The following is a 26,054-nucleotide window of genomic DNA, read 5'->3' on the forward strand; positions in this document are numbered from 1 at the left end:
TTTTATTCGTTTTGATTAAGAGCAATGCTAAATGATTGACTGCTATAATTATTTCTTGTATTTTAACTTTAAGTACTTTAGGCACTTTAAGTATTTTAAGTACTATTCAATAACTCACGCACTAAAATCATATAGAACCACAATAATTTTACCTTAGTTTTTGTAGAAATAGATTTGTACTTCTATCTTTGTCATAGCAATACCGCACTTGAATATCTTGTTTGGTAGCAATTTCGACAAGATTGATAATTCCGGATTTACCTCTCTAACGGAATTTTATCAGAACTCAACAAAACGTACTACAAATTTGATTTTTAGTACAATTCTGCATTTGTATTAAATGCAGATAATAAAAAGTAAAAGAGAAGTAATACCGATTCGTAGTTAAATCACTCACTTATTACACTTTATTTATTATCGAGTTTTAACTATCTATCGGCATTATACGAATTAAGAATTAGTTTATAGAAGTATAATGAGTTCAATACCCTTTTTTAAGATTATTATCACTACATTAATAATTGGGTAAAAAGCTCACAAAATCTTATGGCTAAGATTTAAAGAATATGACTAGAAAAAAAAGAAAACAATCAGGTCAAAGATATAATCGTAAAAGCTTAGAAAATCTAATTGTAGGGATTTTCAGCAACAATCCTGAGAAAACATTTAACTACAAACAAGTTTCCAGACAGCTGGAAATTAAAGAAATAGGAGTAAAACAATTGGTGGTAGGCATTCTGTATGACCTTACCGATTTGGATTTCCTTCACGAAGTTTCAACTGGCAAGTTCAAACTAAAATCGAAAATTGGTCACATCACCGGAACTGTTGATATGACCGCAAGAGGTGCAGCATTTATTGTTTCTGATGATTTGGAAGAAGATGTATTTGTATCACAGGCCAACTTGAATCGCGCACTTCATGGCGATGTGGTAAAAGTATACCTATTTGCCAGAAGAAAAAGCAAGCAACCCGAAGGCGAAGTGGTGGAAATCGTAAAGAGAAAGAAAACCACCTTTGTTGGAATCATCGAGGTTTCGAAAAACTATGCTTTCCTAATTTCCGACAGCAGGCAAATGCCTTACGATATCTTTTTGCCACTTACCAAACTAAATGGTGCAAAAGATGGTGAAAAGGCGATTGTTCAAATCACCGAATGGCCTAAGAAGTCTAAAAATCCGGTTGGACAGGTGGTAAATGTTCTTGGGAAACCAGGTGATAATGATACGGAAATGCATGCCATTTTAGCTGAGTATGATTTGCCTTACCAGTTTCCTGAGAAAGTAAACGAAGCAGCTGAACTGATCTCCGATAAGATCACAGAGGAAGAAATTGCCTTAAGAAGAGATTTTAGAGAGGTTACCACTTTCACCATCGATCCGCATGATGCCAAAGACTTTGATGATGCATTATCATTGAGAAAATTGGAGAATGGCAATTGGGAAGTGGGTGTTCACATTGCTGATGTTACCCACTATGTGAAGAAAGGAAGCATTATTGAGCAGGAAGCATTCGATAGGGCAACTTCGGTTTATTTGGTTGACCGAGTAGTACCCATGTTGCCGGAAAGACTTTCCAATGGTGTTTGTTCCCTCCGACCAAATGAAGAGAAACTAACCTTCTCTGCTGTTTTTGAGATGAACGATAAAGCAGAGGTTTTGGATACCTGGATTGGTAGAACCGTTATCAATTCGGACAGAAGATTTACCTACGAAGAAGCACAGCAAGTAATTGAAACAGGCGAAGGTGATTATAAGGAAGAGGTTCTTTGCTTAGATCGATTGGCAAAGATTCTTCGTGAGCAACGTTTCAAAAAAGGTGCTATCGATTTTGATCGATACGAAGTGAAATTCGATATTGATGAAAAAGGAAAGCCTACCCGTGTGTTCTTTAAAGAATCAAAAGATTCGAACAAACTGATTGAAGAGTTCATGTTGCTGGCAAATAAGAAGGTTGCCGAATCGGTTGGAAGAGTAGCCAAAGGTAAAAAAGCCAAAACTTTTATATACCGAACTCACGACCAACCAAATCCTGATAAGTTGAATTCATTCAACCAATTCATTCGCAAATTTGGTTATGGAATCAAAACTGCCAATGCAAAGGCAATTTCAACATCGATGAACAATTTGTTGCATAGCGTAAAGGGTGAAAACATTCAGAATTTGGTAGAGACTTTGGCTATCCGATCAATGGCAAAAGCTGAATATTCTACTGTGAATATTGGTCATTACGGTTTGCATTTCGATCATTATTCTCACTTTACCTCACCAATTCGTCGTTATCCGGATATGATGGCACATCGACTATTGGAAAAATATGCGAATGGTAGCAAATCGGTAAATGCCGACAAGTACGAAGAATTCTGTCAGCACTGTAGTGAGATGGAACAAAAGGCTGCTAATGCCGAACGTTCTTCCATCAAATACAAGCAGGTTGAATTTATGCAAGATCATTTGGGACAAGAATTTGAAGGAACCATTTCTGGTGTTACCGAATGGGGATTCTATGTAGAAATTGACGAAAACAAGTGCGAAGGAATGGTTTCTATCCGAGAATTGGAAGATGATTTCTATGAATTCGACGAAGACAATTACTGCATTGTTGGTCGTCATCACCGCAAAATCTACCAATTGGGAGATAAGATTAACATACGCGTTGCCAAGGCCAATCTGGTTGCAAAACAACTGGATTTTGTATTGGCAGACAAGGCAGAATTTTAAGAGACAAATTAATAGCTTAACAAATCATAAAAGAAAGCTCGGGATTTCATTCATCCGAGCTTTTTGTGTAATTTTGGTTGTAGGGCTTAATCCTGATGCTACCACAAAAGCCAAACAGATTAAGATCTAATAAACAAAACACTATAATTCCGCATGAAGAGAATACTAATTATAGACGATGATGCTACCATATGCCTGATGCTTCAGGGATTGCTTAAACGTAAAGGATTTGATGCCGATACCGTTTTTTCAGCAGGCGAAGCCATTAAAAAACTAGAAAACGAAACTTTTGATCTGGTTTTAAGTGATTTTAGATTGCCTGATTTTGACGGTTTGGAACTTTTGCAGAAAATCAAAGCCATGCACCCATCAGTTCCTGTAATTATAATGACTTCTTATGCAGATATTCGCACAGCGGTAAGCGCCATAAAAATGGGTGCTTTCGAATATGTTACCAAACCTTTAAATCCGGATGAGATTTTATTGCTGATCAACTCAGCTCTGGAAAAAGCTCAGGAAAAGCAAGATGCACCCAAAAAGAAGGAAAAAAAGAAGAAACCTGCAATTGATTTCGTTCGTGGCGAAAGCTCAAGTTCTCTTCAAATCGATCAGTACATCCGCTTGGTAGCTCCTACCGATATGTCGGTAATTATTGAAGGTGAAAGTGGAACAGGGAAAGAGATTGCAGCCAGAAGAATTCACGCCGAAAGTAACAGAAAAGGAAAAACATTTGTCGCTGTTGATTGTGGTGCATTATCAACCGATTTGGCAGGAAGTGAATTATTTGGTCATGTGAAAGGATCGTTCACAGGAGCAATTACCGATAAGGAAGGCCAGTTTGAAGCTGCCAAAGGCGGAACCCTTTTCCTGGACGAAATTGGAAATCTATCTTACGAAATTCAGGTAAAATTACTCCGAGCTTTGCAGGAAAGAAAAGTTCGCAGAATTGGTAGCAATAAAGACATCGACGTGGATGTAAGAATTGTGGTTGCAACCAATGAAGATTTGGCTTTATCAGTAAACAAAGGCGATTTTAGAGAAGATTTGTATCACAGGTTAAACGAGTTTAAAATTACGGTTCCTGCACTAAGAAATCGCGATGAAGACATTGTGTTGTTTGCCAATTACTTTTTGGATTTATCGAATAGTGAGCTCAATAAGGAAATTGAAAAGTTCTCTGATGAAGTTTTGGACAAATTCAGAACCTATTCATGGCCTGGGAACCTTCGTGAACTTCGCAATGTAGTGCGTCGTTCGGTATTATTGAGTCAGGGCAATCAAGTTGAAATCATCAGTTTGCCTACCGAAATTCTCAACGATCAACCAAAAAATGATGTTGTTATTGAAGGATCGAACCTGAAGTTGATTCAGGCCGCAAACGAAAAAGAATTGATCATCTCAACTTTACGCAAAGTAAACTTCAACAAATCGAAAGCTGCTCGACTACTAAATATCGACAGAAAAACTCTTTATAATAAGATTAAACAATATGGGATTGAGGTATAAATCATACCACCATTTCATCTGCAATTGATGAAATTACAATTTGAGAGTTTTGTTCTACCTCATCAACCAACTCATTGATATAATCCGGAGATTCAACAACTTCGGATTTTTTATGCAATAAATCTTCTAATTCCTTAAGCAAAGGTGCAACGCTCACTACTTTTAACTGATTAAAAGAGCTTAACATTTTATGCGCAATGGATCCAATTTCCAGGTAATTTTTCTTATCTGCTGCTTCACGAAGGGCTTTTAAGTTCTCTTTGGCTGAATTTATAAATTGATTTAAAATCTGCTTAATTAATTCAGGATCATCAGAAGTAAACTGCTTAATCTGAGAAAGGTCGAACAAAGGTTCATCTTCAATTGCAGAAATATTAATATCATTAATCTTTGGCTGAGCATCATACCCTCCTAATAATAGTTCGCTTATCATTGAACGTAAAAGCTCTTCATCGAATGGTTTTACCAAACATTCGGTCATTCCTGACGAAATGTATTGCTTTAAATCTGATTCCAACACGTTTGCAGTTAGTGCAACAATGGGAATATCCTTATAGCTATTATTCAGTTCTCGCACCTTACGACATAGTTCAATTCCTCCCATTTTTGGCATATGAATATCAGTCAGAATCATATCGTAATGGTTCTTCTGAATCAAATTCCAAGCTTTCTCTCCATTGTCAACAAATTCTGCTTTTAAATTCCATGTATTAAAAATGGTTTGCAGCAATAGCAAACTGTAATCATCATCATCGGCAATCAAGAAATGTTTATCCTTAAGCTCTTCAGAGATCGATATTTTTTGTTGGGTAATTGTTTCCTCAACTGATTTTATAGCCTCTTTTAATGGCAATCGTAATGTAAAAGTTGATCCTTTCTTCAATTCACTGTCAACAAATAAATCTCCACCCAATAAAACAGCCAATCGTCTACTAATTGCTAAACCCAAGCCTGTGCCACCATATTTTCTGGCCGAAAAAGAATCAGCCTGACTAAAATCTTCAAAAATACTTTCCTGCTTGTCTTCAGCAATTCCAATCCCAGTATCCTCAACATCAACCTCAAATAAATAAGAATCACCTTCAGATATTACAGATACTCTTATCATCACTTGTCCTTCCTCTGTAAATTTTATTGCATTCGATCCTAAATTCAAAAGAATTTGCTTGATACGGAATGGATCACTCAACAAGCGAATGTTATTTTCTCCGGTATATTCAATTTCGAAACTAAGATTCTTGTTAGTGGCATTTACTTTCAAAAGATCATATACCTCATAAACCAAAGCCTGAGGATTAAAATTGATACTTTCCACATGTAGTTTGCCAGCCTCGATTTTCGAAAGGTCAAGTATTTCATTTACCAATCCAAGTAAATGTTTGGACGAACTCTTTAAAACACTTACAAAATTCTTTTGTTTCTTCTCCAAGCTGGTCTTATCCAACTGATTGGTAAAACCAATAATGGCATTCAAAGGAGTTCTAATTTCATGACTCATTGTAGCCAGGAAATCCTCTTTTATTTTGGCCAATTTTTCAGCTTTTCCTTTGGCAATAATCAGCTCAGAACGATAATAATTACTCTTAGATATATCGGTTAGAATAAAAATGATAAACAAAACCCCCAAGACCAATCCAACAATAATGATAATAGAGATAATCGAAATGGTATTGCTTGCAATTTGTTTTGCCTTATCGGATTCTTTCTGCAATTGATTAAACCTTTCTGATTCCAGCTGTCTTAACAGCAACTTAATTTTATCCCAAATAATTGTGTTTTCTTCTACCAGGCGAAGTTCCTCTCTGTATACAATTTCTCTATTCAGTTTCTCAATTTCCTGAGCTCTTTCCAACTGATCTTGCAAGCTCATCAACAAACTATCTGACTGAGGTAAATAACTAGTATCCACCTGCACTTCGGTTCGTTCGATCACTGTTTCTAATGTGTCTACCTTTTCTTTTTTCCCCAGTAATCGATTAAAGAAATTGTTTTTCTTAGGTTTTACTTTTTTAGCTGTTTTTACTGTATCTAGAATGGTAGTTTTAGTTGTTGTAGTTTTAATTTGTGTTTTTGCAGAATCCGTAGCCTCACTCAATTGTCTCATTGCATTTTGCGAAAGGTTTACGCGCTCTTTGGACTGCTTCAATTTCACAAATTTTTCCAGTTTTTCAGCTCTTTCCTCCAATAAATAATCCATTGAATCTATTAGAATTACAGCACGACTACTATCCGGACTATAAATACGCAAGGAGTCCAAATCATTCTGAATTTCCAGAATGTTCTCATAAAAATTTTCTAAAAACTTCTCCTCTCTAGTTAAGGAATAAACTCTGATTTTGTTTTCCGCTTCCGATAAATTGGTAAGCACACGATTCATTCTTGTAATTTCAATATCGGGTTTTGATAGTATGGCTACAGAATGGAGCAGTTTGTTATATGCTCTGTTTGCGATAAATAATGAAGCCACAATGGCTAGGAATACTAAAATGTATCCTAGAACAACTTTTATTTTAATGTTACTTCTTTTCTCTGGACTCATATGTTATACTTCTTATTTACCTCAATTTAGTAAAGTTATAAAAGATTTCTCTAAGTAAAACTGCTTGTGCATATCAATCAAACTGTTTCCACACGTGTGGAATATTTACACGAAAAGTGTAGAATAATTCCCCAATATATTTTCCGAACTTGCTTACTTAATAAAAAAGCAACTTTAACACCACAACCAAACACACCTGATTTAATGTAACTTACAATTGCGAGTTTGTATTTTATTAAACTTTTGTCCTTTTCGGCACGATATTCACATATATAAAATGAATATACATTGTGAAACCTAATCTCTAAAATATATTTATATGAAACGTCTAGTATTAGTATTGTTGATTTTACCATTCTTGGTGGCATGTAACCAAAAAGAATTAAAGCAGTTAAGAGAGCAGAATCAACAGCTAACTTCAATGGCAAAACAAAAAGATTCTACAATTAATGATTTTATTGAGTCTTTAAATACCATTGAAGAGAATCTTGAAATAATTAAAGAAAAAGAAACGATTATATCAGTAAACTCTGAGAATCCTAATAAATCACAGAAGCAAAAGATTGCTAGCGATCTTACTTCAATCAATAACTTACTAGAGCAAAACAGAGAAAAAATTGCTGATTTAGAGAAGAAATTAAATAATAGCTGGTATCAAAATTCTAAGCTTCGTAAGCTTACCGATCGTTTGAAAACAAAGTTGGAAGCGAAAGAAACTGAGATTATCGCTTTAAACGATAAAGTTGCTAAACTAAACATCGAAGTTGAAAACTTAAATGGAAAAGTAACGGAATTAAACGGTACGGTTTTAGCACTTAATACCGAGAATGAAACAAAAACCCAAGAGATTGCAGAAAAAACTGCTGCTCTTAACACAGGTTATTACGTTTGTGGTACTAGTAAAGAATTAAAAGAAAAGCAGGTAATTACTAAGGATGGTGGATTCATCGGAATTGGTACAACTGCAGTTCTTAACGAGGATTTTAATGAAAGTGAATTTAAAAAAATTGATATCACCCAAACTACTACAATTCCTGTTAAAGGAAAGAAGATTAGTTTAGTAACAAGTCATCCAACAGGTTCTTATAAGGTTGAGGGAACCGATACGGTTGAAGGAATTACTATTCTTGATCCAGCTGAGTTCTGGAAGTCTTCAAAGTATTTAGTAGTTGCGGTACGATAATCAATTCATGGTTGAGTTTTAAGGTTGTCCAAGAAAGGCTGTCCAGTAGGGCGGCCTTTCTTATTTTATACCTTTTAAAATTTGAGATGATTTAGTTTAAGCCAATTGATCTTCAAAGATCAATAAGAAATGAAGTGAACTTATTAATCTTCCGATAGCTAAGGATTAAATGCTCATCGGTAGCAAACATCTGTCAAGTTCATTTTGAATGTTCCGGAGTTTTTGTATTTTAGTATTTAGATTTTTTCTAAATAAAAATAACAAATATGAAAGAAGCATATCAAATTAACAAAGTATACTCGTTGGTATTGGTTTTGGCAGGAGCATTCGGTTTTTTTGCCAGATATTACGAAATAGGAGATTGGCAATTTACAGCACTTATTCCACTATTCTTTGGTGTAGTCTTATTTTTTTGTACACCTGGAATCAGAAAGGAAAATGCAGCTATAGGTCATGTCGCAGCTCTGTTAACAAGTTTATTGGTAATTACAGCAATTGTAATGCTCTCAAAAGGAATTTTTGGAGATGCAGGATGGGGACGTAAACAATGGATTTTCCTTGTAGTAATCCTTGGAGGTATATGGAGCTTAAGAAGTCAAATTAATTATTTTAGAGCACAGCGTAAAAGAAAAGCTGCACAAGCCAAATCATAAAAAAAGCCCTTAAAAGGGCTTTTTTTATATATAGTATCTTTTCGTTAATTTTTTTCTTCTTTTACGAAATAGTTTCGTTGAAACAACAAGATGAATGCAACCCCAATGGTGATGTAAGAATCGGCTATATTAAATACCGGTCGAAAGAAAATAAAATGTTCACCTTTCCAAATTGGAAACCAATCTGGAAAATTTCCTTCTACTAGTGGGAAATAAAGCATATCAACCACTTTACCATGTAAGAAACTTGAATATCCACCACCTTCTGGCAAAAATTGAGCAACCTGATAATAGCTATCATTAAATATCAGGCCATAGAAAGCACTATCAATAATATTTCCCATAGCTCCAGCAAAAATCAGCGAAATAGCAATAATCAATCCTAGAGGCGCCTTTTTCTTACAAATATCAAGCAAGTACCAGCCAATTCCGCAAACAGCTATAATGCGAAACAAACTTAATAGCATTTTTCCCCATTCGCCTTCTAATTCCATTCCAAAGGCCATTCCATTGTTCTCAATAAAATAGATTTGAAACCAATCACCAAAAATATGATAAGATTCTCCCAACATCATATTGGTTTTTATCCAAATTTTTAGTGTCTGATCCAAGATCAGAAGTACAACAATAAATGCTACTGATTTTTTAAATAGCGACATATTTATACTTTAATTGTTTTATTCGTTTGTTTTCAGATTTTAAAGAAATAAAAACCTTTACTTCTAAACAAAAATGATTGGAAGAATGTACTCTTCCAATCATTTTCTATATTCAGTTGAATAATTTACTGCTTGTTTTTAGCTTCGATACTTAAAGTAGCGTGAGGCACTGCACGTAATCTTTCTGGTGCAATTAACTTACCAGTTTCACGACAAATGCCATACGTTTTATTCTCGATTCGAATCAAAGCGCCTTCCAGGTGAGAAATAAACTTAGCCTGACGCTGGGCCAAACGGCCAGCTTCCTCTTTAGAAAGAACAGATGCACCTTCTTCCAATACTTTAAAAGTTGGAGATGTATCTTCAATATCGTTACCTGAGCTATTAGAAATAACAGCTTTTAAGGTATCGTAATCCTTCTTTGCCTTCTCAAGTTTAGAGATTATTAATTTCTTAAACTCTTGTAACTCCTCGTCTGTATATCGCTTCTTTTCAGTCATTGTTTCTATAGTTTTATTCGTTTTCTAAAGATAACAAAAAATCGATTATTCACTAACTTTTTCAATCTTAATGAAGCTTTCTACACCTTGTTCAATCTCTACCGCCTTCGCTTCGCTTTCTGCTAATTTTTCTACTAACTCAACACTTACTGCCAAAGTTTGACTTCCAATGTATTCTTTATGAGCAAGTACCGCATCGTTGATAGAATCATGCATCATAATTTCAAGTTTGATTTTATCAGTAACATCAAAATCGCTATCCTTTCTTAAATTTTGAATTCTATTGATAAATTCACGTGCAATACCTTCTTGTCTCAACTCATCGGTAATGTTTACGTCCATTGCCACAGTAAGTTTCCCTTCATTGGCAACCAACCATCCTGGAATGTCTTCCGAAATGATTTCAACATCCTCTAGTGTAAGATCTACATTCTCGTCATTTACAGTGATTGCATAGTTTCCAGCTTTTTCAAATGCCACGATATCTTCCTGAGTCATTTGACCAATAGCAGCCGCAATTTGTTTCATGATTTTACCATGCTTAGGACCTAAAGTCTTAAAGTTTGGCTTGATTTTCTTCACCAATACACCAGAAGTATCAGTAATGAATTCCATTTCCTTCACATTAATTTCTGAAAGAATAATATTCTTCACAGCTTCCAACTGTGGAACCATGCTTTCATCCAAAATAGGAATCATGATCTTCTGTAGTGGCTGACGAACACGGATTTTTACCTTACGACGCAATCCTAAAGACATCGAAGAAATTTTCTGTGCCATGTCCATTCTTTCCTCTAGTGCTTTGTCAATTTCTTCTTCATTGTATTTAGGGAAATCAACCAAGTGAACTGATTCTTCAGTGAAACGTCCGGTTACAGAGTTCAAATCTTTAAACAACTGATCCATGTAGAATGGAGCAATTGGAGAAGCAAGAATTGAAATGGTTTCCAAACACTTGTAAAGAGTCTGGTAAGCCGAAATCTTATCAGCATCATACTCACCACCCCAATATCTCTTACGACACAAACGAACGTACCAGTTAGAAAGATTTTCATTTACGAAATTCTGAATTGCTCTACCTGCACGTGTTGGCTCGTAAGCTTCGTAACACTCTTCAACTTCCTTAATCAATGAGTTCAGAAGAGAAAGAATCCATCGATCGATCTCAGGACGCTCTTCCATCTTGATATCAGCATCTGAATAATTAAATCCATCGATGTTAGCGTAAAGCTGGAAGAATGAGTATGTATTATATAGAGTACCGAAGAATTTACGACGAACTTCTTCAACACCACCTAAGTCAAATTTAAGGTTATCCCATGGTTGAGCATTTGTAATCATGTACCAACGCAATGGGTCTGAACCGTATTTCTCGATAGTTTCGAATGGATCAACAGCATTTCCAAGACGCTTAGACATCTTGTTTCCTTTTGCATCCAATACCAAACCATTGGAGATGATATTTTCGAAAGCAACACCATCGAAACACATCGTTGCAATTGCGTGAAGTGTAAAGAACCAACCACGAGTTTGGTCAACACCCTCAGCAATAAACTGTGCAGGGAACAACTTATCGAATTCCTCTTTATTTTCAAATGGGTAATGTTGCTGTGCATATGGCATAGCTCCTGAATCGAACCAAACATCGATCAAGTCTAATTCACGAACCAATTTCTTACCTGAGTCAGATACAAGAAATACGCCATCAACATAAGGACGGTGCAAGTCGAATTTTTCGTAATTCGCTTTGCTGTTATCTCCTTCTACGTAATCAGCCAAAATGTTTTCAGTCATGAAACCTGCTTCGATTGATTTTTCAATCTCTGCTTTCAACTCAGCAACCGAACCAATACATTTCATTTCTGTACGATCTTCACTTACCCAAATAGGAAGTGGAGTTCCCCAGTAACGAGAACGAGAAAGGTTCCAGTCCTGTAGGTTTTCCAACCATTTTCCGAAACGACCTTCACCAGTTGATTGAGGCTTCCAGTTGATGGTTTTATTTAATTCGATCATGCGATCGCGAACATTCGTAGTTTTGATAAACCATGAATCCAATGGATAATACAATACTGGCTTATCAGTTCTCCAACAGTGTGGGTAGTTGTGAACATGCTTTTCAACTTTAAATGCCAAGCTATCTTTCTTCAAAGCAACAGCAATATCAACATCTAAAGTAGGATCTTTCTCAGTCAAGTTTGGATCGTAAGCATTCTTCACAAAACGACCTGCATACTCGCCATAAGCTTCAACATTCACATAGTTCTTCACAAACTCAGGATCCAAATCTTCAATCAAGAAAAATTTTCCAGTACGATCAACCATTGGTTGCATCTTACCTTCCTTATCGCGAAGAATTAATGGAGAAATGTCAGCTGCTTTTGCTACTCTATCATCATCCGCACCAAAAGTAGGAGCAATGTGTACAATACCAGTACCATCTTCAGTAGTTACGAAATCACCAAGGATCACACGGAAAGCATCACCTTCTGGTTTTACCAATGGCATTAGTTGTTCGTAACGAATTCCTTCCAGGTCAGTTCCTTTGTGCTCAGAAAGAGTTTTGAATGTCAATCGCTTGTCTCCTGGCTTGTATTCGCCCAGTTCAAGACCTTCATATTTCTTATCGAAGAAATTGTAGAACAAGTCTTTTGCAAGAATCACCACACATGGAATTCCTGTATATGGATTGAAAGTGCGAACTCTAACATAGTCAACCTTAGGACCTACAGCCAAAGCAGTGTTTGAAGGAAGTGTCCATGGAGTAGTTGTCCATGCAATAAAGTATGCATCGCAATCAATACCTTCGTATAAAAATTCACTCTTCTCATCGCGAGCTACTTTAAACATACCCACTGCAGTGGTATCCTTAACATCGCGGTAGCAACCTGGTTGATTCAACTCGTGAGTTGATAAACCAGTACCTGCAGCAGGCGAGAATGGCTGGATGGTATATCCTTTGTAAAGCAAATCCTTCTCGAACATTTGCTTTAACAACCACCAAAGCGTTTCGATATAACGGTTATCGTAAGTGATATATGGATCTTCCATATTCACCCAGTATCCCATTTTCGAAGTCAAATCCTCCCACTCACGAGTGTACTTCATTACATTGGTTCTACAAGCTTCATTGTATTCATCAACCGAAATCTTAGTTCCAATATCTTCTTTTGTAATTCCCAGTTCTTTTTCTACACCAAGTTCAACAGGCAGACCGTGTGTGTCCCAACCTGCTTTACGATTCACCTGAAAGCCCTTAAGAGTTTTGTAACGACATACAATATCCTTAAGTGCACGAGCCATTACGTGGTGAATACCTGGCATTCCGTTTGCCGAAGGAGGCCCTTCGTAGAAAACAAACGATGGATGACCTTCACGGGTCTCCAAACTCTTCTCAAAAGTCTTGTTTTCTTCCCAATCTTTTAAGATATCCTTATTAATCTGCGATAGATTAAAATTCTTGTATTCTGGAAATTTCGTGCTCATTTATATTAATTTAATCTAGTATTTTCTAAAAAGTTTACAAATATAGAAAAAATACAAAAGCGAATGATCATATTTACTGTATATTCAAAAGGCTAACAGTTTTTTAATCAGCATCTCACTGTTTGATTTTTTAGAAAATGATCTGAGTGCTTATAAATCGAAATAATAACTCAATTATTACTTTAGATTTTAAAGTCTAAGTATAAAAATACCTCCAAACAATCATAGTATGGAGGTATACAAGTAATATAAATTCTCCTAAAAGAATTACATCTCTAATCTTACTTCTTCTTTTTTACTTTTAACCAGCCAAAAATATTCATAAGAAACAACACAACCGTGATTACAATAGTACGAGTCGCATTATCCCATATATCAAACTCACCCTTAATAAAGTAGTTTAGTATTGAAATGGTAATGAAAATTACAATTAAATTCACCCCTATAAAAATTAAGTGTTTGTATGGCTTTTTCATTTTATAAAAAATTTAAATTTATATTAAGTCATACAATTATTAATTGAAAGTGGGTGGGTGCAATTTGAAAAATAGCCATAAATAGTGTCTTCCCAATTGAGTGCATATAATTCGAAATTAATAGATATATTTAGCTTTAAATTTTAAATCAAAATACCATGACTACTATAAAATCCAAATATTTGGGTGATTTAAGAACCGAATGTGTTCACCTACAATCAGGAAATAAAATCTTTACGGATGCACCAACCGATAACAGAGGTAAAGGAGAAGCTTTTTCACCAACCGATTTATTGGCAACTTCATTAGGTTCATGCATCATGACCATTATGGGCATTGTGGCTCGCGATAATGACATTGATATTGTAGGTACTGAACTGGACATTACAAAAATCATGGCTAGCGACCCTCGCAGAGTAGCAGAGGTAATTGTTGAATTCAATTTCCCGGATAAGAAATATACCGATGAAGAGAAAAAGATTATTGAATCGGTAGCCGGAACAAGTCCTGTACCTTTGAGTGTGCATGATAATATGAAACAGACAATTAAAATGAATTGGGTGAAATAGTTTTCACCCCTTTTTTTAATACTTAAAAATCTCCATCACATGATTTTAGTTACTGGAGGAACCGGTCTTGTTGGTTCACATCTACTTTTTGATTTACTGAAAAATGGCAATAAAGTTCGTGCTTTAAAAAGATCGAGCAGCAATATCGATTTGGTTCGAAAAACCTTTTCCTTTTACTCAAAAGATGCCGATCAGCTTTTTGAATCAATTGAATGGTTTGATGGAGATATGTTGGATCCCGATTCTTTGGAAGAGGCCTTGGAAGGTGTAAAAGATGTTTATCACTGTGCTGCTTTGGTTTCCTTCAAGAAAGAAGACAAAAAGAACCTTCTTGATATTAATGTAGAAGGAACCTGCAACCTGGTAAATGCTTGTATAGACAACAATATTCGAAAGTTTTGTATGGTAAGTTCCATTGCTGCATTAGGAACTCCCGAAGAAGGCGAAGACACTGTAAACGAAACTACTCCATGGAGTCCTGAGGATAAACGTTCGGGTTATTCGCTTAGTAAATTCCAGTCGGAACTGGAAGTATGGCGCGGAATTGAAGAAGGCTTGAATGCTGTAATAGTAAATCCATCCATTATTTTGGGTCCGGGACAATGGGACAAAGGCAGCTCGCTATTATTTAGTACGGTTGCCAATGGATTAAAGTATTTTACAAGGGGAATTACTGGCTATGTTGACGTTAGAGATGTAAGCAAAGCTATGCTTCAGTTAATGGAAAGCGATATTGTGAACGAACGCTTTGTTTTAAACGGCGACGACTGTACTTATGAATTTATATTTAAGACCATCGCAAAACATATTGGGCTAGAAGGACCTACAAAATATGCTTCTCCAAAAATGACTGAAATAGGATGGCGTTTGGCATCTTTGCAAAAGATATTTTTGTTTAAACAACCAAGTTTCACCAAAGAAACTGCTCGCGCTTCGCACAACATCAGGAAGTATTCGAATCAAAAAATTAAAGATGCTCTAAACTTTGAGTTTATTGATATTGAAAAAAGTATAAAGGATACGGTGCAGCATTATCCAATCCGCGCAAAGATCGCAAAGAATTAATACGGTAAGAACGCAAAGAGACAATATTTATGTCATGACTGAAAACGAAATTTCATATCAAATAATTGGACGAGCAATAGAATTACACAAAACGGTTGGACCTGGACTATTGGAATCAGCTTATGAACATGCCCTTGCTTTTGACTTAAATGAAATTGGGTTAAAAGTAAAAACACAAGTTCCAATGCCTTTCATCTATAAAGAGGTTAAGCAAGATATTGGGTATAGGTTAGATTTATTAGTTGAAGAAAAAGTAATTGTAGAAATTAAAGCTGTTGAAAATTTGCTTCCTGTACATTTTGCTCAACTGCTAACTTATCTCAAATTGTCTGATAAACGACTTGGTTTACTAATAAACTTTAATAGTAAAACTCTAAAAAACAGTATTCATCGTGTCGTAAATAATCTGTAATTAATCTTTGCGTTCTTACCGTATTAATTCTTTGCGCCCTTTGCGTGGCAATTTTTACTTACCTCCCAACATTCTAATCACACTTTTCAAAGTCTCATTCTCTGCTTTTAACGCCTCTTTTTCTTCATCTTTAAAGGCATCCGAATCATTATCCATATTCATCTGATCGGCCAATATTTGAAAGAAGTTTGTATTCAAAATCCTACAAATCTGGCGCAGTCGATCCACCTGTATGGTATTTCTACTCAATAAATAATAGGTTGTTGATACACTTAAATCAAGTTTACGGGCCAAATCGGGTGGTCGCATCCCATGTCTCTTCATTTCTTTTAAGATTAGCTCGTTTATAGGATACTTTTTACTCATTTTAAGCTTGATTTTAATGGATTTAGGTTTGATTTCCTTCTAAATTTACGATACATTATCCTAATTTTTAGTAGATTTTGAATATTATTTCTTGATTTTTGAAGTATTTATATTCATATCTAAATGTTTATTCATGAATTTTATACCTATTTTCGATTATCTTCCTAATTTTTAAATGTAATTCATGAATTTATCTATCATTTTATCGAAAACATCTTTAAAAATCACATATTCAACTTTGTTCATCAAACTTATAGGACAAAAAAAGAGCCATCCCCAGAGGAATGGCTCATCTTTAGAATATCTGATTATTAAATTTCATACAATTCTATCATTTCATTTAATGTATTGATTTCTTTTTTGATTTTCTTCCTGATGAAAAATATCAACACCACAATGATCACAACAAACTCAACAAGGAAAAAATTAAACCAGAAGGCAGACAAATACTTGTAAAACTCTATAAATAATAATCCTACACCAATTACATAAAGCGAAAAGGTCATATAAGTTGGGTATTTATGAATCTTCTTGCGCCATAGATAAAAAGCTTTCAAATCGGAAATGAATTGATCGGATTGACGAAGTATATTCAAGTTCTTTTTTCTTCGATAACTAAACAGCTCAATTGTAATTCGAATGACCAAAGCCATAATCATGGTAATAATTCCAATTTCGAATAACATACTTGTTGATGTAAAGTAAAATTGGTCAATTCCTACAATGCCCAATACTGTGATTGATAGAATGACAATATTTTTAATGTGACTATTGTTGACCAAACGATCGGCTTTTTTGATTCGTTTTTTAAGTTCTTTTGGCACTTCTGTTGGCTCCTGAGACTTCTGGTTATCGTATATTGATTTTATATCTTTGAAATTATTCATTGTTTTTAGGCTTTAAGCGTTTTGCATTTCTTTACTAGTCATACATTTGAAGAGCTTTCCTTTGTTACGGTGAATTTGAACTCTTACATTCTCGTTTGATAAACCTACTGCTTCGGCAATCTCTTTTTGTGGTACCTCTTCCAACACCAGTGAAATTAATATCTTACCCATTTCGTTTAGTTTCTTTATGCAAGCACGCAGCATTTTTAATCTTTCATCCTTAGTATCTTCCTGATCTTCGCATAAACGTTCTGGCACTTGATCGGTAATTTTTTCCTGCGTTTTCTTAATCTTTCGCAAATGCATTAAGCAGGTATTCACTGTTATTCGGTATATCCAAGTACTTATTTGTGACTCATTTCTGAATTGATCCAGATTTTGCCAAATTTTAACAAATACTTCTTGCGATAAATCATCCGCCAAGGCTTCATCTCCTGACACATAGGTCAAACACAAGCGGTAAACTTTGGTGTAGTTTTCTTTGTAAAGCGTATTAAATGATTGGTTCATTAGTTTAAAAGTTGCTTAAGTTCATTCATATAAGTTTCGAACTGATCGAACATGATGAAGTGTGCTGAATTCTCTATGTAAACAATTTCTTTGCTTTTAAGTGCTGCAAACTGATTGTTGTAAACACCTTCAACCATACTTTTGCTAGGGTTAGCTGCAGCTAATATAACAACTTGCGATTCAATATTCTTAATATCTTCTCTCAAATCCAATTTCAATAAATCGGTATAACCATATACATAAGTTTTGCGATCTGCTTTTATCATCCAATCCACAATTTGCTGATGTTTCGATGCCGATTTGCTCATAAATACTGCCATATTCATCGCCATTCCCCTGAACTCTTCATCATTCATTTTAAGCAAGTTGTTGTTGTATTGGGTATCGTAGCTAATTTTATCGCTTGAATAATTTGGTATCATCATCGCTCCCATACATGGCAATGCATCAATAATTAACAACTTTTCAATATCAAATTGTTTTTCCGAAGCCAACCACAAAGCCAAGGTGCCCCCCATACTATGACCAACAATTGAAAGTCTTGAAAACCCATTTTTCCGAATGTACTGATCGATATCCTTCTTCACTGTTTGCAACCAAGAACTATCAATTGCAGGCACATCACCAAATCCGGCATAGGTAACGATATGACATTCGCGATTCTGCGAGATTTTCTCAACGGTTTCAAGCCAAACTTCTCCCGGACAAGTAAATCCTGGTAGTAATAAAACAGGTTCTCCCTGACCAACAACTTCAACTTGAATGGAACTGATTTGTGCAAAAAGAGAAGAATTCGCAATGAATACTAGGGCTAATGTTACAATAAATGATTTCATATTTTTAAAATTTTAATTTGTTTGTTTGCCCTTTTGATGCACTTCTTTTTCAAATGTTACACTTGTCGAAAAATTTTTCTCATTTTTATTCTAATCAGTTTAAAGCATAAAAAAAGCCATCCCCTAAGGAATGGCTTCTCAATATATTTTGTGATTATCTTATAAGTTGAAAGCTTCTTTTACTTTCTCAACATAGTCTAGTTTCTCCCAAGTAAACAATTCAACTTCTTTTTCGATATTTCCGAAATAAGGAGATTCAAAGTTTTTAGTAACTGTTCTTGGCGTACGTCCCATATGACCATATGCTGCAGATTCTTCGTAAATTGGATTACGCAATTTCAAACGCTGCTCAATTGCTGCCGGACGAAGATCAAATAGTTCTTTTACCTTCTCTGCAATTTCACCATCGCTTAATTCCACATTCGATTTTCCGTAAGTATCAACATAGATACCTACCGGTTCAGCAACACCAATTGCATATGAAAGTTGTACCAAAATTTCATCGCTAACACCTGCTGCAACCATATTCTTAGCAATATGACGTGAAGCATAAGCTGCAGAACGGTCTACTTTCGAAGGATCTTTTCCTGAGAAAGCACCACCTCCGTGAGCACCTTTACCACCGTAAGTATCAACAATAATCTTACGACCAGTTAATCCAGTATCACCGTGAGGACCACCAATCACAAACTTACCTGTTGGGTTAACGTGCAAAATGAATTCATCATCGAAAAGAGCCTGAACTCTTTCTGGCAATTGCTTAATTACACGAGGAATAAGAATGTTACGAACATCTTTCTTGATTTTTTGTAACATTAACTCATCGTTTGGACCAAAGTCATCGTGCTGAGTAGAAACTACGATAGTATGAACTCTTTCAGGAACATCCTGATCGTTGTACTGAATGGTAACCTGAGATTTTGAATCAGGACGAAGATATGTCATCTCTCTGCCTTCGCGACGAATGGCAGCCATTTCAATCAACAAACGGTGCGACAATTCAAGCGACAATGGCATGTAATCATCGGTTTCTTTAGAAGCATAACCGAACATCATTCCCTGGTCACCAGCACCTTGAGTCATTGGATCTTCACGATCTACACCACGATTGATATCATCTGATTGTTCGTGAAGTGCGTTTAAAACACCACAAGATGATCCATCGAACATGTACTCGCTTTTTGTGTAACCAATACGGTTGATCACCTTACGCGCAGTTTCCTGAACATCAATATAGGTTTTTGTTTTTACCTCACCGGCAATTACTACCTGACCCGTAGTAACCAAAGTTTCAACTGCAACTTTCGAATTAGGATCGAAAGCCAGTAATTTATCCAAAATGGCATCTGAAATCTGATCAGATACTTTGTCTGGATGTCCCTCAGAAACAGATTCTGATGTAAATAAATATCCCATAATTTTTAAAGTTTTGAGCACAGTAAAGCCTACTTTATCATGTAAGTCACCCGACTTTAAGTACTTTATAAATAAAATTTACGGGAAAGCAATTGGTTGTTGTATTAACGCAGAAAAAGGATAATAACACCATTTAGCATTTTTTTCTGTGGTTGCAAGCAGCCAAATCTTTCCACTTAATTCTCGGCAAAGGAAAACATTATTTTGCAAAGAAACAATATTGTAATAAGTGTTTTTAATGCTTTTTAACAATTCGTAGTCCTGAGAAACAGGTGGTTTCAGGCTAAAAAAGACTGCAAAGTCTTATTAATACGGACTTAACCACGAATTACACAGATTTTTATTATCAAACGAAAATTTAATGAACCACAGAGGTCACAGAGGGACACAGAGAAAGGTGATACTTTAAGAGTGTGATGTTTTTTTAACTCTGAGTATTTTTAATTCAATAATTCGAACAATCAATATTTATATCCCTCTGTGATACATTGTGCTCCTCTGTGGTTATATTTTTATAATTGTGAACCACAGAGTTCACAGAGGAACACAGAGAAGATATTTTAATATCCATTGATAACTCTTTTGATTCCATATTTTAATCTTTCCACATTAAAATTGATCATTAAACCAACACGTTGATCAGCTAATTTCAAATAAGTTAATACTTGCGCCAAATGTATATCACTAAAAGTATCTATCGATTTTAGTTCCACAACAATCATATCTTCTACGAACAAATCTATCCTGTAACCACAATCTAATTTTACATCATCATAAACAATTGGAAGAGGTTTCTCCTTTTCCACTTTTAACCCAGTTTTTGATAATTCGTAATACAAACATGTCTGATAAGCAGATTCCAATAATCCAGGACCTAATGTGCTATGCACTTTCATCGCACATTCGATAACAATTCGAGTAATCTCATTTTCTTTCATTGTAAAATCGATTAATTATTAAAACTCTGTGGTTCTCCGTGTCCCTCTGTGGTTAATCTATTTTGTAAGTTCATGGAACAAGTCTTCCAGCCTTTGGGTTTGGCTCTTCATTTCAAGAAGTTCCCAATTATTTTTCACAGCCATTTGGAATATTTCCTTACGGATATCACCAGAACTTGAAATGCTAAACTTGTTATCTCCTATAGCTATTGCCTCCTTAATTCCCTCGTGCTGATTCAAAATATCCAAGGAAATATCACCAGCAAACTCCACTTCTATCTTCTTCGAAGACAATTCAGAACTTAGATTCTCAATCTTTTTATCGGCAACCAAGTTTCCTTTGTTGATAATTAAAGCGCGCTCGCAACAAGCTTCCACTTCCTGCATGATATGAGTAGAAAGCATAACAGTTTTTTGCTTGCCAATTTCCTGAATCAGGTTTCTGATTTCGACCAATTGATTGGGATCTAAACCAGTGGTTGGTTCATCCAGAATTACCACTTTCGGATCGTGAATTAAAGCCTGTGCAATTCCTACCCTTTGACGGTATCCTTTCGAAAGTGCACCAATCTTTTTGTTCTGCTCCAAACCAAGTCCAGTAAGGTCAATCATTTCAGCAATTCTCGACTTTTTAGCTTTTCCCAATTTGTATATTGAAGCAACATGGTCGAGATACTCTTTCACGTACATTTCCAGGTAAAGCGGATTATGCTCTGGCAGATATCCAATTTGCCTACGCACCTCCAATGAATGCGCCTCTATATTTAAGCCATTTACTTCAACCAAACCGGAAGATTGTGGAATAAAACCAGTAATAATCTTCATCATTGTTGATTTACCAGCCCCATTGGGTCCTAAAAATCCAACAACTTCACCCTGGTTAATTTCAAAGCTAACTTGGTCAAGTGCTTTTTGTTTTCCGTATAGCTTGCTTACTTCTTGAACTTTAATCGACATAAGAGAGTTTTTAGTGCCTTGAGTACTTAGAGTTACAAGTACTTAAAGTTAAAGAAAATCGAACTTTAAAATCATTTAAGTACCGCAATACAAATTAAGTGTAAATTTAAGCATTCTGACTCTTTTTCCCTTGCAATTCATAATTGATCACTCATAATTGATAATTGAAATACTTACCTTTGTGGCTCAATTCAAATCAATAACAATGAGTTTTTCACAGCATAATAATTTCTGTAAAGATCTTTTCAATTATTCTCGTCGCAAATCAAGCGAATCAAATATTGGCAATACCCCAATGGGTAGCAATAATCCTATTCGAATTCAATCGATGACCAACACTGATACAAATGATATAGAAGCTAGTGTTGAGCAGGCAATCAGAATGATAGAGTCGGGAGCAGAATACGTTCGTTTAACTACACAGGGAACGAAAGAAGCTGAAAATTTAAAATTCATTAAAGAGGAATTGGTAAAAAGAGGATATGAAACACCTTTGGTTGCCGACATTCATTTTAATCCTAAAGCTGCTACAATTGCAGCAAAATATGTCGACAAGGTTCGAATTAATCCGGGAAACTTTGTGGACAAACGTGCCGATTTTAAAAACAACGAATACGGAGATTTAAAATACCAGGAAGATTTAGAAAAGATTCGCGAGAAATTTATTCCACTAATTCGCATTTGCAAGGAACACAATACGGCCCTTCGAATTGGTACCAATCACGGATCATTGTCAGATCGAATTATGAGTCGCTACGGCGATACACCAAGAGGTATGGTTGAAGCTACCTTAGAGTTTCTTCGCATTTGTAAAGAGCAAAACTTTACCGATGTTGCCATTTCAATAAAATCCAGCAATACGGTAATGATGGTGAAAACCGTTCGTTTGTTGGTTTGCGAAATGGAAAAGGAACATATGCATTTCCCATTGCACCTGGGTGTAACAGAAGCTGGGGAAGGTGAAGATGGAAGAATTAAATCGGCTGTGGGAACCGGAGCGTTATTGAATGATGGAATTGGTGATACGGTTAGAATCTCTCTTACCGAAGATCCGGAAATCGAATCGCCAGTGGGAAAGAAACTGGTTGATTACGTCTTGGCAAAAGAAAATCACGCCCCAATTCCTTCGGTTGAAAACAGCGAAGTTGATTTGATTAATTTCTACAAGCGATCTACAAATTTGGTAGAAAACATAGGCAGTTCAAAAACACCTGTAGTTATCTGTGATTTGTCTCATGAAAGGTATTTAACTGCTGATTTACCTGAAAAAGCAGGATTTAAACAAGATCAGGATACATTGGAATGGGAAAAAGGAAACCAGGCCGCCGACTATATCTATGTAAGTGGTTACGATCCGGTTTTCACCGATTATCCTAAAGATTTAGGAATCATCGTTGATCAGGAGTGTTGGGAATATTCTGATCAGTATACCGATAAATCCTATCCTCTATTTCAAACAGAGGAATTTCTTCACGACAACCTTACAGCCTTTGCCAGCAGCATTCATTTTATAGAATGTGAATATATAGACCTAAACGAGGAATTTATCTCCAAAGTAAAAGAGAATAACAAAATTGTTTTGATTTGTAAATCGAAACATCAAAATGCTTTTGCTGAACAAAGAGCCTTTGTTTTCAAGTTGGTTCAAGCAAAATGTAAGGCTCCAGTAATTTTTAAACGTGAATTTACCGATGCAAACCTGGAAGATCTTCACTTAAAATCATCTGCTGATTTAGGGTCTTTGTTTTTTGATGGATTGGGCAATGGCATCAGCATTGTGAACCAGGGAAAACTTCCTCAAAACGAAGTATTATCAACCGAATTTGGAATTTTGCAGGCAGCTCGCGTGAGAACTACCAAAACAGAATTTGTATCCTGCCCAAGCTGTGGCAGAACACTATTCCAATTGCAAGAAGTAGTTGCTGAAGTGAAAAAGACATTTTCTCATCTTACACATCTAAAAATTGGTGTTATGGGCTGTATTGTAAACGGTCCGGGCGAAATGGGCGATGTGGATTACGGATATGTAGGAGCTGGACCAGGAAAAGTATCATTGTATAAAGGTCATGATGTCTTAATCAAGAACATCCCCAGCGAAACTGCCATTGAAGAATTAAAGAATATCATTAAGAACAATGGCGATTGGATTGACGATAATATCAATTAACATTGATCAATGTTTTTTTTAATTCACATTGTTTTATATCTTGCAGATGGATGTAACCACTAATCTATCAGTGTGAAGAAGAACCTTTTATTCATATTTTTCATTTTTCTGATTTCATTTGCTTATGCTGATAAACTTGAGCTAAGTGGAATTTATCTAGGGAAAAATGTATATGTAATGAATCCATTTTCAGATTCAGGGGTGGGATATTGCGTTTATCAAGTTACTGTAAATGGTCAAACCTCTTCTGATGAAATAGGTAGTAGTGCATTCGAAATAGATCTTTCACAATTTGGCTTTGATATAGGAGAAAAGGTGAACATAGTTCTGCATTATAAAGGTGGATGTTTGCCACGTATTACAAATCCGGAAGCCATAAAACCAAAATCAACATTTGAAATTCAAACCGCCGAAGTTGATAAAGATGACCTTTTGAATTGGACTACAAGAAAAGAAAGTGGTTCAATCCCTTTTGTTGTTCAACAATACAGATGGAACAAATGGATCATCGTTGGCGAAGTTGAAGGGAACGGATTACCAACCATCAACAAGTATAAATTAAAAGTAAGAACTCATACTGGCAAAAACATTTTCCGATTATCTCAAACCGATTATACTGGTAAGGCCAAATATTCACCACGAATAACTCATGAGTCGAAAAAACCAAAAGTAGATTTTGGACCTGAAAAGGTAAAGGATGAGCTTTTATTTACTTCCGAAACGCTTTACGAGATTTATGACCAATATGGAAATATCATTTTAAAAGGTTTCGGAAATAAGGTGAATCTTGAAAATTTACAATCAGGTTTGTATTACATCAACTACGACAACACCATGGGAAGTTTTCGTAAGAAATAATTCTATACTGAGAACAAATCCAATACTGTTTCGCCTTCCTCAATTTTTAAATGATGCGCAATCATACCAACTGATCTTGCAGCTTCGGCATTTGCAATCATATCATCAACAAATAAAGTTTCACTTGCCTTTAAGCCTTCCGCATTTAAAACTTCAGTATATATTTTCTGATCTGGCTTTCTTAAGCCCATATTATGCGAATAATAATCCTTTTCGAAAAAATCTGATAAGCAAACTCCGTGCACATCCTGAATCATGTACATATAAGCTTCCCAGTGGATGATATTGGTATTACTAAGGAGAAATATCCTGTGATTTTTTTTTAAGCGATTTAAAAGCTCTAAACGCTCAAAAGGCAAATCTAATAGCATAGAGTTCCAAGCCGTGTCAATTTGAGTATCCGTAACACCGTTCGCAATAAACTTCCTTATTTGAGTCCTAAATTCCTCTGGCGAAACAATTCCTTTTTCCAAATTATCAAACAATCCACTCTCCGAATATTCTCTTTTAATCAATTCCACATCATGTAAACCAATCTGCTTAAAACTGTTAACTGCTTTTTGTGGATCGATATTTAATAGCACACCTCCAAAGTCGAAGATAATATTGGGTATTGAATCGTATTTTTGCATAATTTTTTTCCTTCAATTATTGAATTATTCGATACAAATATGTAATATTGCACACCGAAAACAAAGATAAAACATTGCTTTTATTTTATAAGTTTTTCGAGGGCCTATAGCTCAGCTGGTTAGAGCACCTGACTCATAATCAGGGGGTCCCTGGTTCAAGCCCAGGTGGGCCCACCCTCTGAATCAAGCAGTTACAACGATGTTGTGGCTGCTTTTTTTGTTTCCACTAACTACTACTTCTGACTTAAAGATTCTCACACAGAAAAAGACCTACCAAAAAGCAAGTATCCATTAAGGATCTATTTAGTGAATTTAATTTACTATGTCTAAAAATATGTCTCATGTAATTATATAATAGTGAATATCCAGTATCCCTTACAATCCAACCTAATACAAGAAAACACAATGCATAAAAAAAGGATAGTAAATCCTAAGACCTACTATCCTTTAAAGGTTGGCGTCGACCTACTCTCCCACACTTCTGCAGTACCATCGGCGCTAACAAGCTTAACTTCTCTGTTCGGAATGGGAAGAGGTGGAACCTTGTTGCAGTAAACACCTAAAATCGTTTTGTCTTAATCAAACTGATTAAAACGATATATCATATTTGTAAAAGTATTTTATAAAAAAAGAGTCTCACTCCAATTGGAATAAGACTCTTTAAAGGTTGGCGTCGACCTACTCTCCCACATCTCTGCAGTACCATCGGCGCTAACGGG

General features: G+C 35.5%; 22 protein-coding genes, 1 tRNA gene and 1 rRNA gene. 10 read left to right on the plus strand and 14 right to left on the minus strand.

What is annotated here, in order from left to right; genetic code table 11:
* Positions 1-566 precede the first annotated feature (566 nt).
* Together rnr and M0051_RS18525 are read left to right on the plus strand one after the other, a co-directional pair.
* Positions 567-2,720, plus strand: coding sequence for a ribonuclease R (gene rnr / locus M0051_RS18520; protein WP_306743056.1), 2,154 nt, complete (start codon positions 567-569; stop codon positions 2,718-2,720).
* 153 nt (positions 2,721-2,873) lie between these two features.
* Entirely contained in the window at positions 2,874-4,226 is a 1,353-nt protein-coding gene (locus tag M0051_RS18525; protein WP_306743057.1) for a sigma-54 dependent transcriptional regulator, read from the plus strand.
* A gap of 1 nt (position 4,227) precedes the next feature.
* Here M0051_RS18525 and M0051_RS18530 read toward each other — a convergent pair whose 3' ends face one another.
* A complete protein-coding gene (locus tag M0051_RS18530; RefSeq protein ID WP_306743058.1) occupies positions 4,228-6,765 on the minus strand; it encodes an ATP-binding protein in 2,538 nt (845 codons plus the stop codon).
* A 319-nt stretch (positions 6,766-7,084) separates the two neighbouring features.
* Between M0051_RS18530 and M0051_RS18535 the strand changes: the two genes are divergently transcribed.
* Together M0051_RS18535 and M0051_RS18540 are read left to right on the plus strand one after the other, a co-directional pair.
* Positions 7,085-7,948 (plus strand): hypothetical protein, encoded by an 864-nt coding sequence (locus tag M0051_RS18535; protein ID WP_306743059.1) that lies wholly within the window; start codon positions 7,085-7,087, stop codon positions 7,946-7,948.
* A 266-nt stretch (positions 7,949-8,214) separates the two neighbouring features.
* Positions 8,215-8,601 (plus strand): hypothetical protein, encoded by a 387-nt coding sequence (locus M0051_RS18540; protein WP_306743060.1) that lies wholly within the window; start codon positions 8,215-8,217, stop codon positions 8,599-8,601.
* Positions 8,602-8,645: 44 nt separating this feature from the next.
* On the opposite strand, the gene M0051_RS18545 is transcribed toward M0051_RS18540, so the two are convergent.
* From M0051_RS18545 to M0051_RS18560, 4 genes are all read right to left on the minus strand, one after another.
* The gene (locus M0051_RS18545; RefSeq protein WP_306743061.1) at positions 8,646-9,260 is read right to left on the minus strand and encodes a lipoprotein signal peptidase; all 615 of its coding nucleotides are present in this window, start codon (positions 9,258-9,260) and stop codon (positions 8,646-8,648) included.
* A gap of 125 nt (positions 9,261-9,385) precedes the next feature.
* Positions 9,386-9,760, minus strand: coding sequence for a TraR/DksA C4-type zinc finger protein (locus M0051_RS18550; protein WP_306743062.1), 375 nt, complete (start codon positions 9,758-9,760; stop codon positions 9,386-9,388).
* A gap of 45 nt (positions 9,761-9,805) precedes the next feature.
* On the minus strand, positions 9,806-13,246 hold the full coding sequence (gene ileS / locus M0051_RS18555; protein WP_306743063.1) for an isoleucine--tRNA ligase: 3,441 nt from the start codon (positions 13,244-13,246) through the stop codon (positions 9,806-9,808).
* A gap of 281 nt (positions 13,247-13,527) precedes the next feature.
* On the minus strand, positions 13,528-13,722 hold the full coding sequence (locus tag M0051_RS18560) for a hypothetical protein (RefSeq protein ID WP_306743064.1): 195 nt from the start codon (positions 13,720-13,722) through the stop codon (positions 13,528-13,530).
* A 158-nt stretch (positions 13,723-13,880) separates the two neighbouring features.
* On the opposite strand from M0051_RS18560, the gene M0051_RS18565 reads away from it, so the two are divergent.
* The 3 genes from M0051_RS18565 to M0051_RS18575 are packed head-to-tail and all read left to right on the plus strand — an operon-like array spanning position 13,881 to position 15,768.
* A complete protein-coding gene (locus M0051_RS18565) occupies positions 13,881-14,291 on the plus strand; it encodes an OsmC family protein (RefSeq protein ID WP_306743065.1) in 411 nt (136 codons plus the stop codon).
* Between the two features lie 39 nt (positions 14,292-14,330).
* Positions 14,331-15,356, plus strand: coding sequence for an NAD-dependent epimerase/dehydratase family protein (locus M0051_RS18570; RefSeq protein ID WP_306743067.1), 1,026 nt, complete (start codon positions 14,331-14,333; stop codon positions 15,354-15,356).
* A 34-nt stretch (positions 15,357-15,390) separates the two neighbouring features.
* Positions 15,391-15,768, plus strand: coding sequence for a GxxExxY protein (locus M0051_RS18575; RefSeq protein ID WP_282016299.1), 378 nt, complete (start codon positions 15,391-15,393; stop codon positions 15,766-15,768).
* A 54-nt stretch (positions 15,769-15,822) separates the two neighbouring features.
* On the opposite strand, the gene M0051_RS18580 is transcribed toward M0051_RS18575, so the two are convergent.
* The 7 genes from M0051_RS18580 to gldA all read right to left on the minus strand — a co-directional run bounded on the left by M0051_RS18580 (position 15,823) and on the right by gldA (position 21,678).
* A complete protein-coding gene (locus M0051_RS18580; RefSeq protein WP_306743068.1) occupies positions 15,823-16,134 on the minus strand; it encodes a helix-turn-helix domain-containing protein in 312 nt (103 codons plus the stop codon).
* Between the two features lie 311 nt (positions 16,135-16,445).
* Positions 16,446-17,021, minus strand: a complete 576-nt coding sequence (locus M0051_RS18585; protein WP_306743069.1) for a hypothetical protein — start codon at positions 17,019-17,021, stop codon at positions 16,446-16,448.
* A gap of 12 nt (positions 17,022-17,033) precedes the next feature.
* Positions 17,034-17,531, minus strand: a complete 498-nt coding sequence (locus tag M0051_RS18590) for an RNA polymerase sigma factor (protein ID WP_306743070.1) — start codon at positions 17,529-17,531, stop codon at positions 17,034-17,036.
* Positions 17,531-18,367 carry an alpha/beta fold hydrolase gene (locus M0051_RS18595; protein WP_306743071.1) on the minus strand — a complete coding sequence of 279 codons (837 nt, stop codon included), beginning with the start codon at positions 18,365-18,367 and terminating at the stop codon, positions 17,531-17,533. The genes M0051_RS18590 and M0051_RS18595 overlap by 1 nt, the downstream gene beginning before the upstream one ends.
* 159 nt (positions 18,368-18,526) lie before the next feature.
* Entirely contained in the window at positions 18,527-19,783 is a 1,257-nt protein-coding gene (metK, locus tag M0051_RS18600; RefSeq protein WP_306743072.1) for a methionine adenosyltransferase, read from the minus strand.
* Positions 19,784-20,343: 560 nt separating this feature from the next.
* A complete protein-coding gene (locus M0051_RS18605) occupies positions 20,344-20,721 on the minus strand; it encodes a GxxExxY protein (RefSeq protein ID WP_306743073.1) in 378 nt (125 codons plus the stop codon).
* Positions 20,722-20,778: 57 nt separating this feature from the next.
* On the minus strand, positions 20,779-21,678 hold the full coding sequence (gene gldA, locus M0051_RS18610) for a gliding motility-associated ABC transporter ATP-binding subunit GldA (protein ID WP_306743075.1): 900 nt from the start codon (positions 21,676-21,678) through the stop codon (positions 20,779-20,781).
* Between the two features lie 205 nt (positions 21,679-21,883).
* Between gldA and ispG the strand changes: the two genes are divergently transcribed.
* Together ispG and M0051_RS18620 are read left to right on the plus strand one after the other, a co-directional pair.
* Positions 21,884-23,845: a (E)-4-hydroxy-3-methylbut-2-enyl-diphosphate synthase gene (gene ispG, locus M0051_RS18615; protein ID WP_306743076.1), complete on the plus strand. Its 1,962-nt coding sequence runs from the start codon at positions 21,884-21,886 to the stop codon at positions 23,843-23,845.
* Between the two features lie 72 nt (positions 23,846-23,917).
* Positions 23,918-24,703, plus strand: a complete 786-nt coding sequence (locus M0051_RS18620) for a hypothetical protein (protein ID WP_306743078.1) — start codon at positions 23,918-23,920, stop codon at positions 24,701-24,703.
* 2 nt (positions 24,704-24,705) lie between these two features.
* Here M0051_RS18620 and M0051_RS18625 read toward each other — a convergent pair whose 3' ends face one another.
* Positions 24,706-25,335, minus strand: coding sequence for an HAD family phosphatase (locus tag M0051_RS18625; protein ID WP_306743080.1), 630 nt, complete (start codon positions 25,333-25,335; stop codon positions 24,706-24,708).
* Positions 25,336-25,435: 100 nt separating this feature from the next.
* Between M0051_RS18625 and M0051_RS18630 the strand changes: the two genes are divergently transcribed.
* Positions 25,436-25,509 (plus strand) — tRNA-Ile (locus tag M0051_RS18630).
* Positions 25,510-25,787: 278 nt separating this feature from the next.
* Here the strand turns inward: M0051_RS18630 and rrf are convergent.
* A 5S ribosomal RNA gene (gene rrf, locus M0051_RS18635) occupies positions 25,788-25,898 on the minus strand.
* Between the last annotated feature and the right edge of the window lie 156 nt (positions 25,899-26,054).

It is taken from the genome of Marinifilum sp. D714 (genome assembly GCF_030851345.1).
In the GTDB taxonomy this organism is placed as follows: domain Bacteria; phylum Bacteroidota; class Bacteroidia; order Bacteroidales; family Marinifilaceae; genus Marinifilum.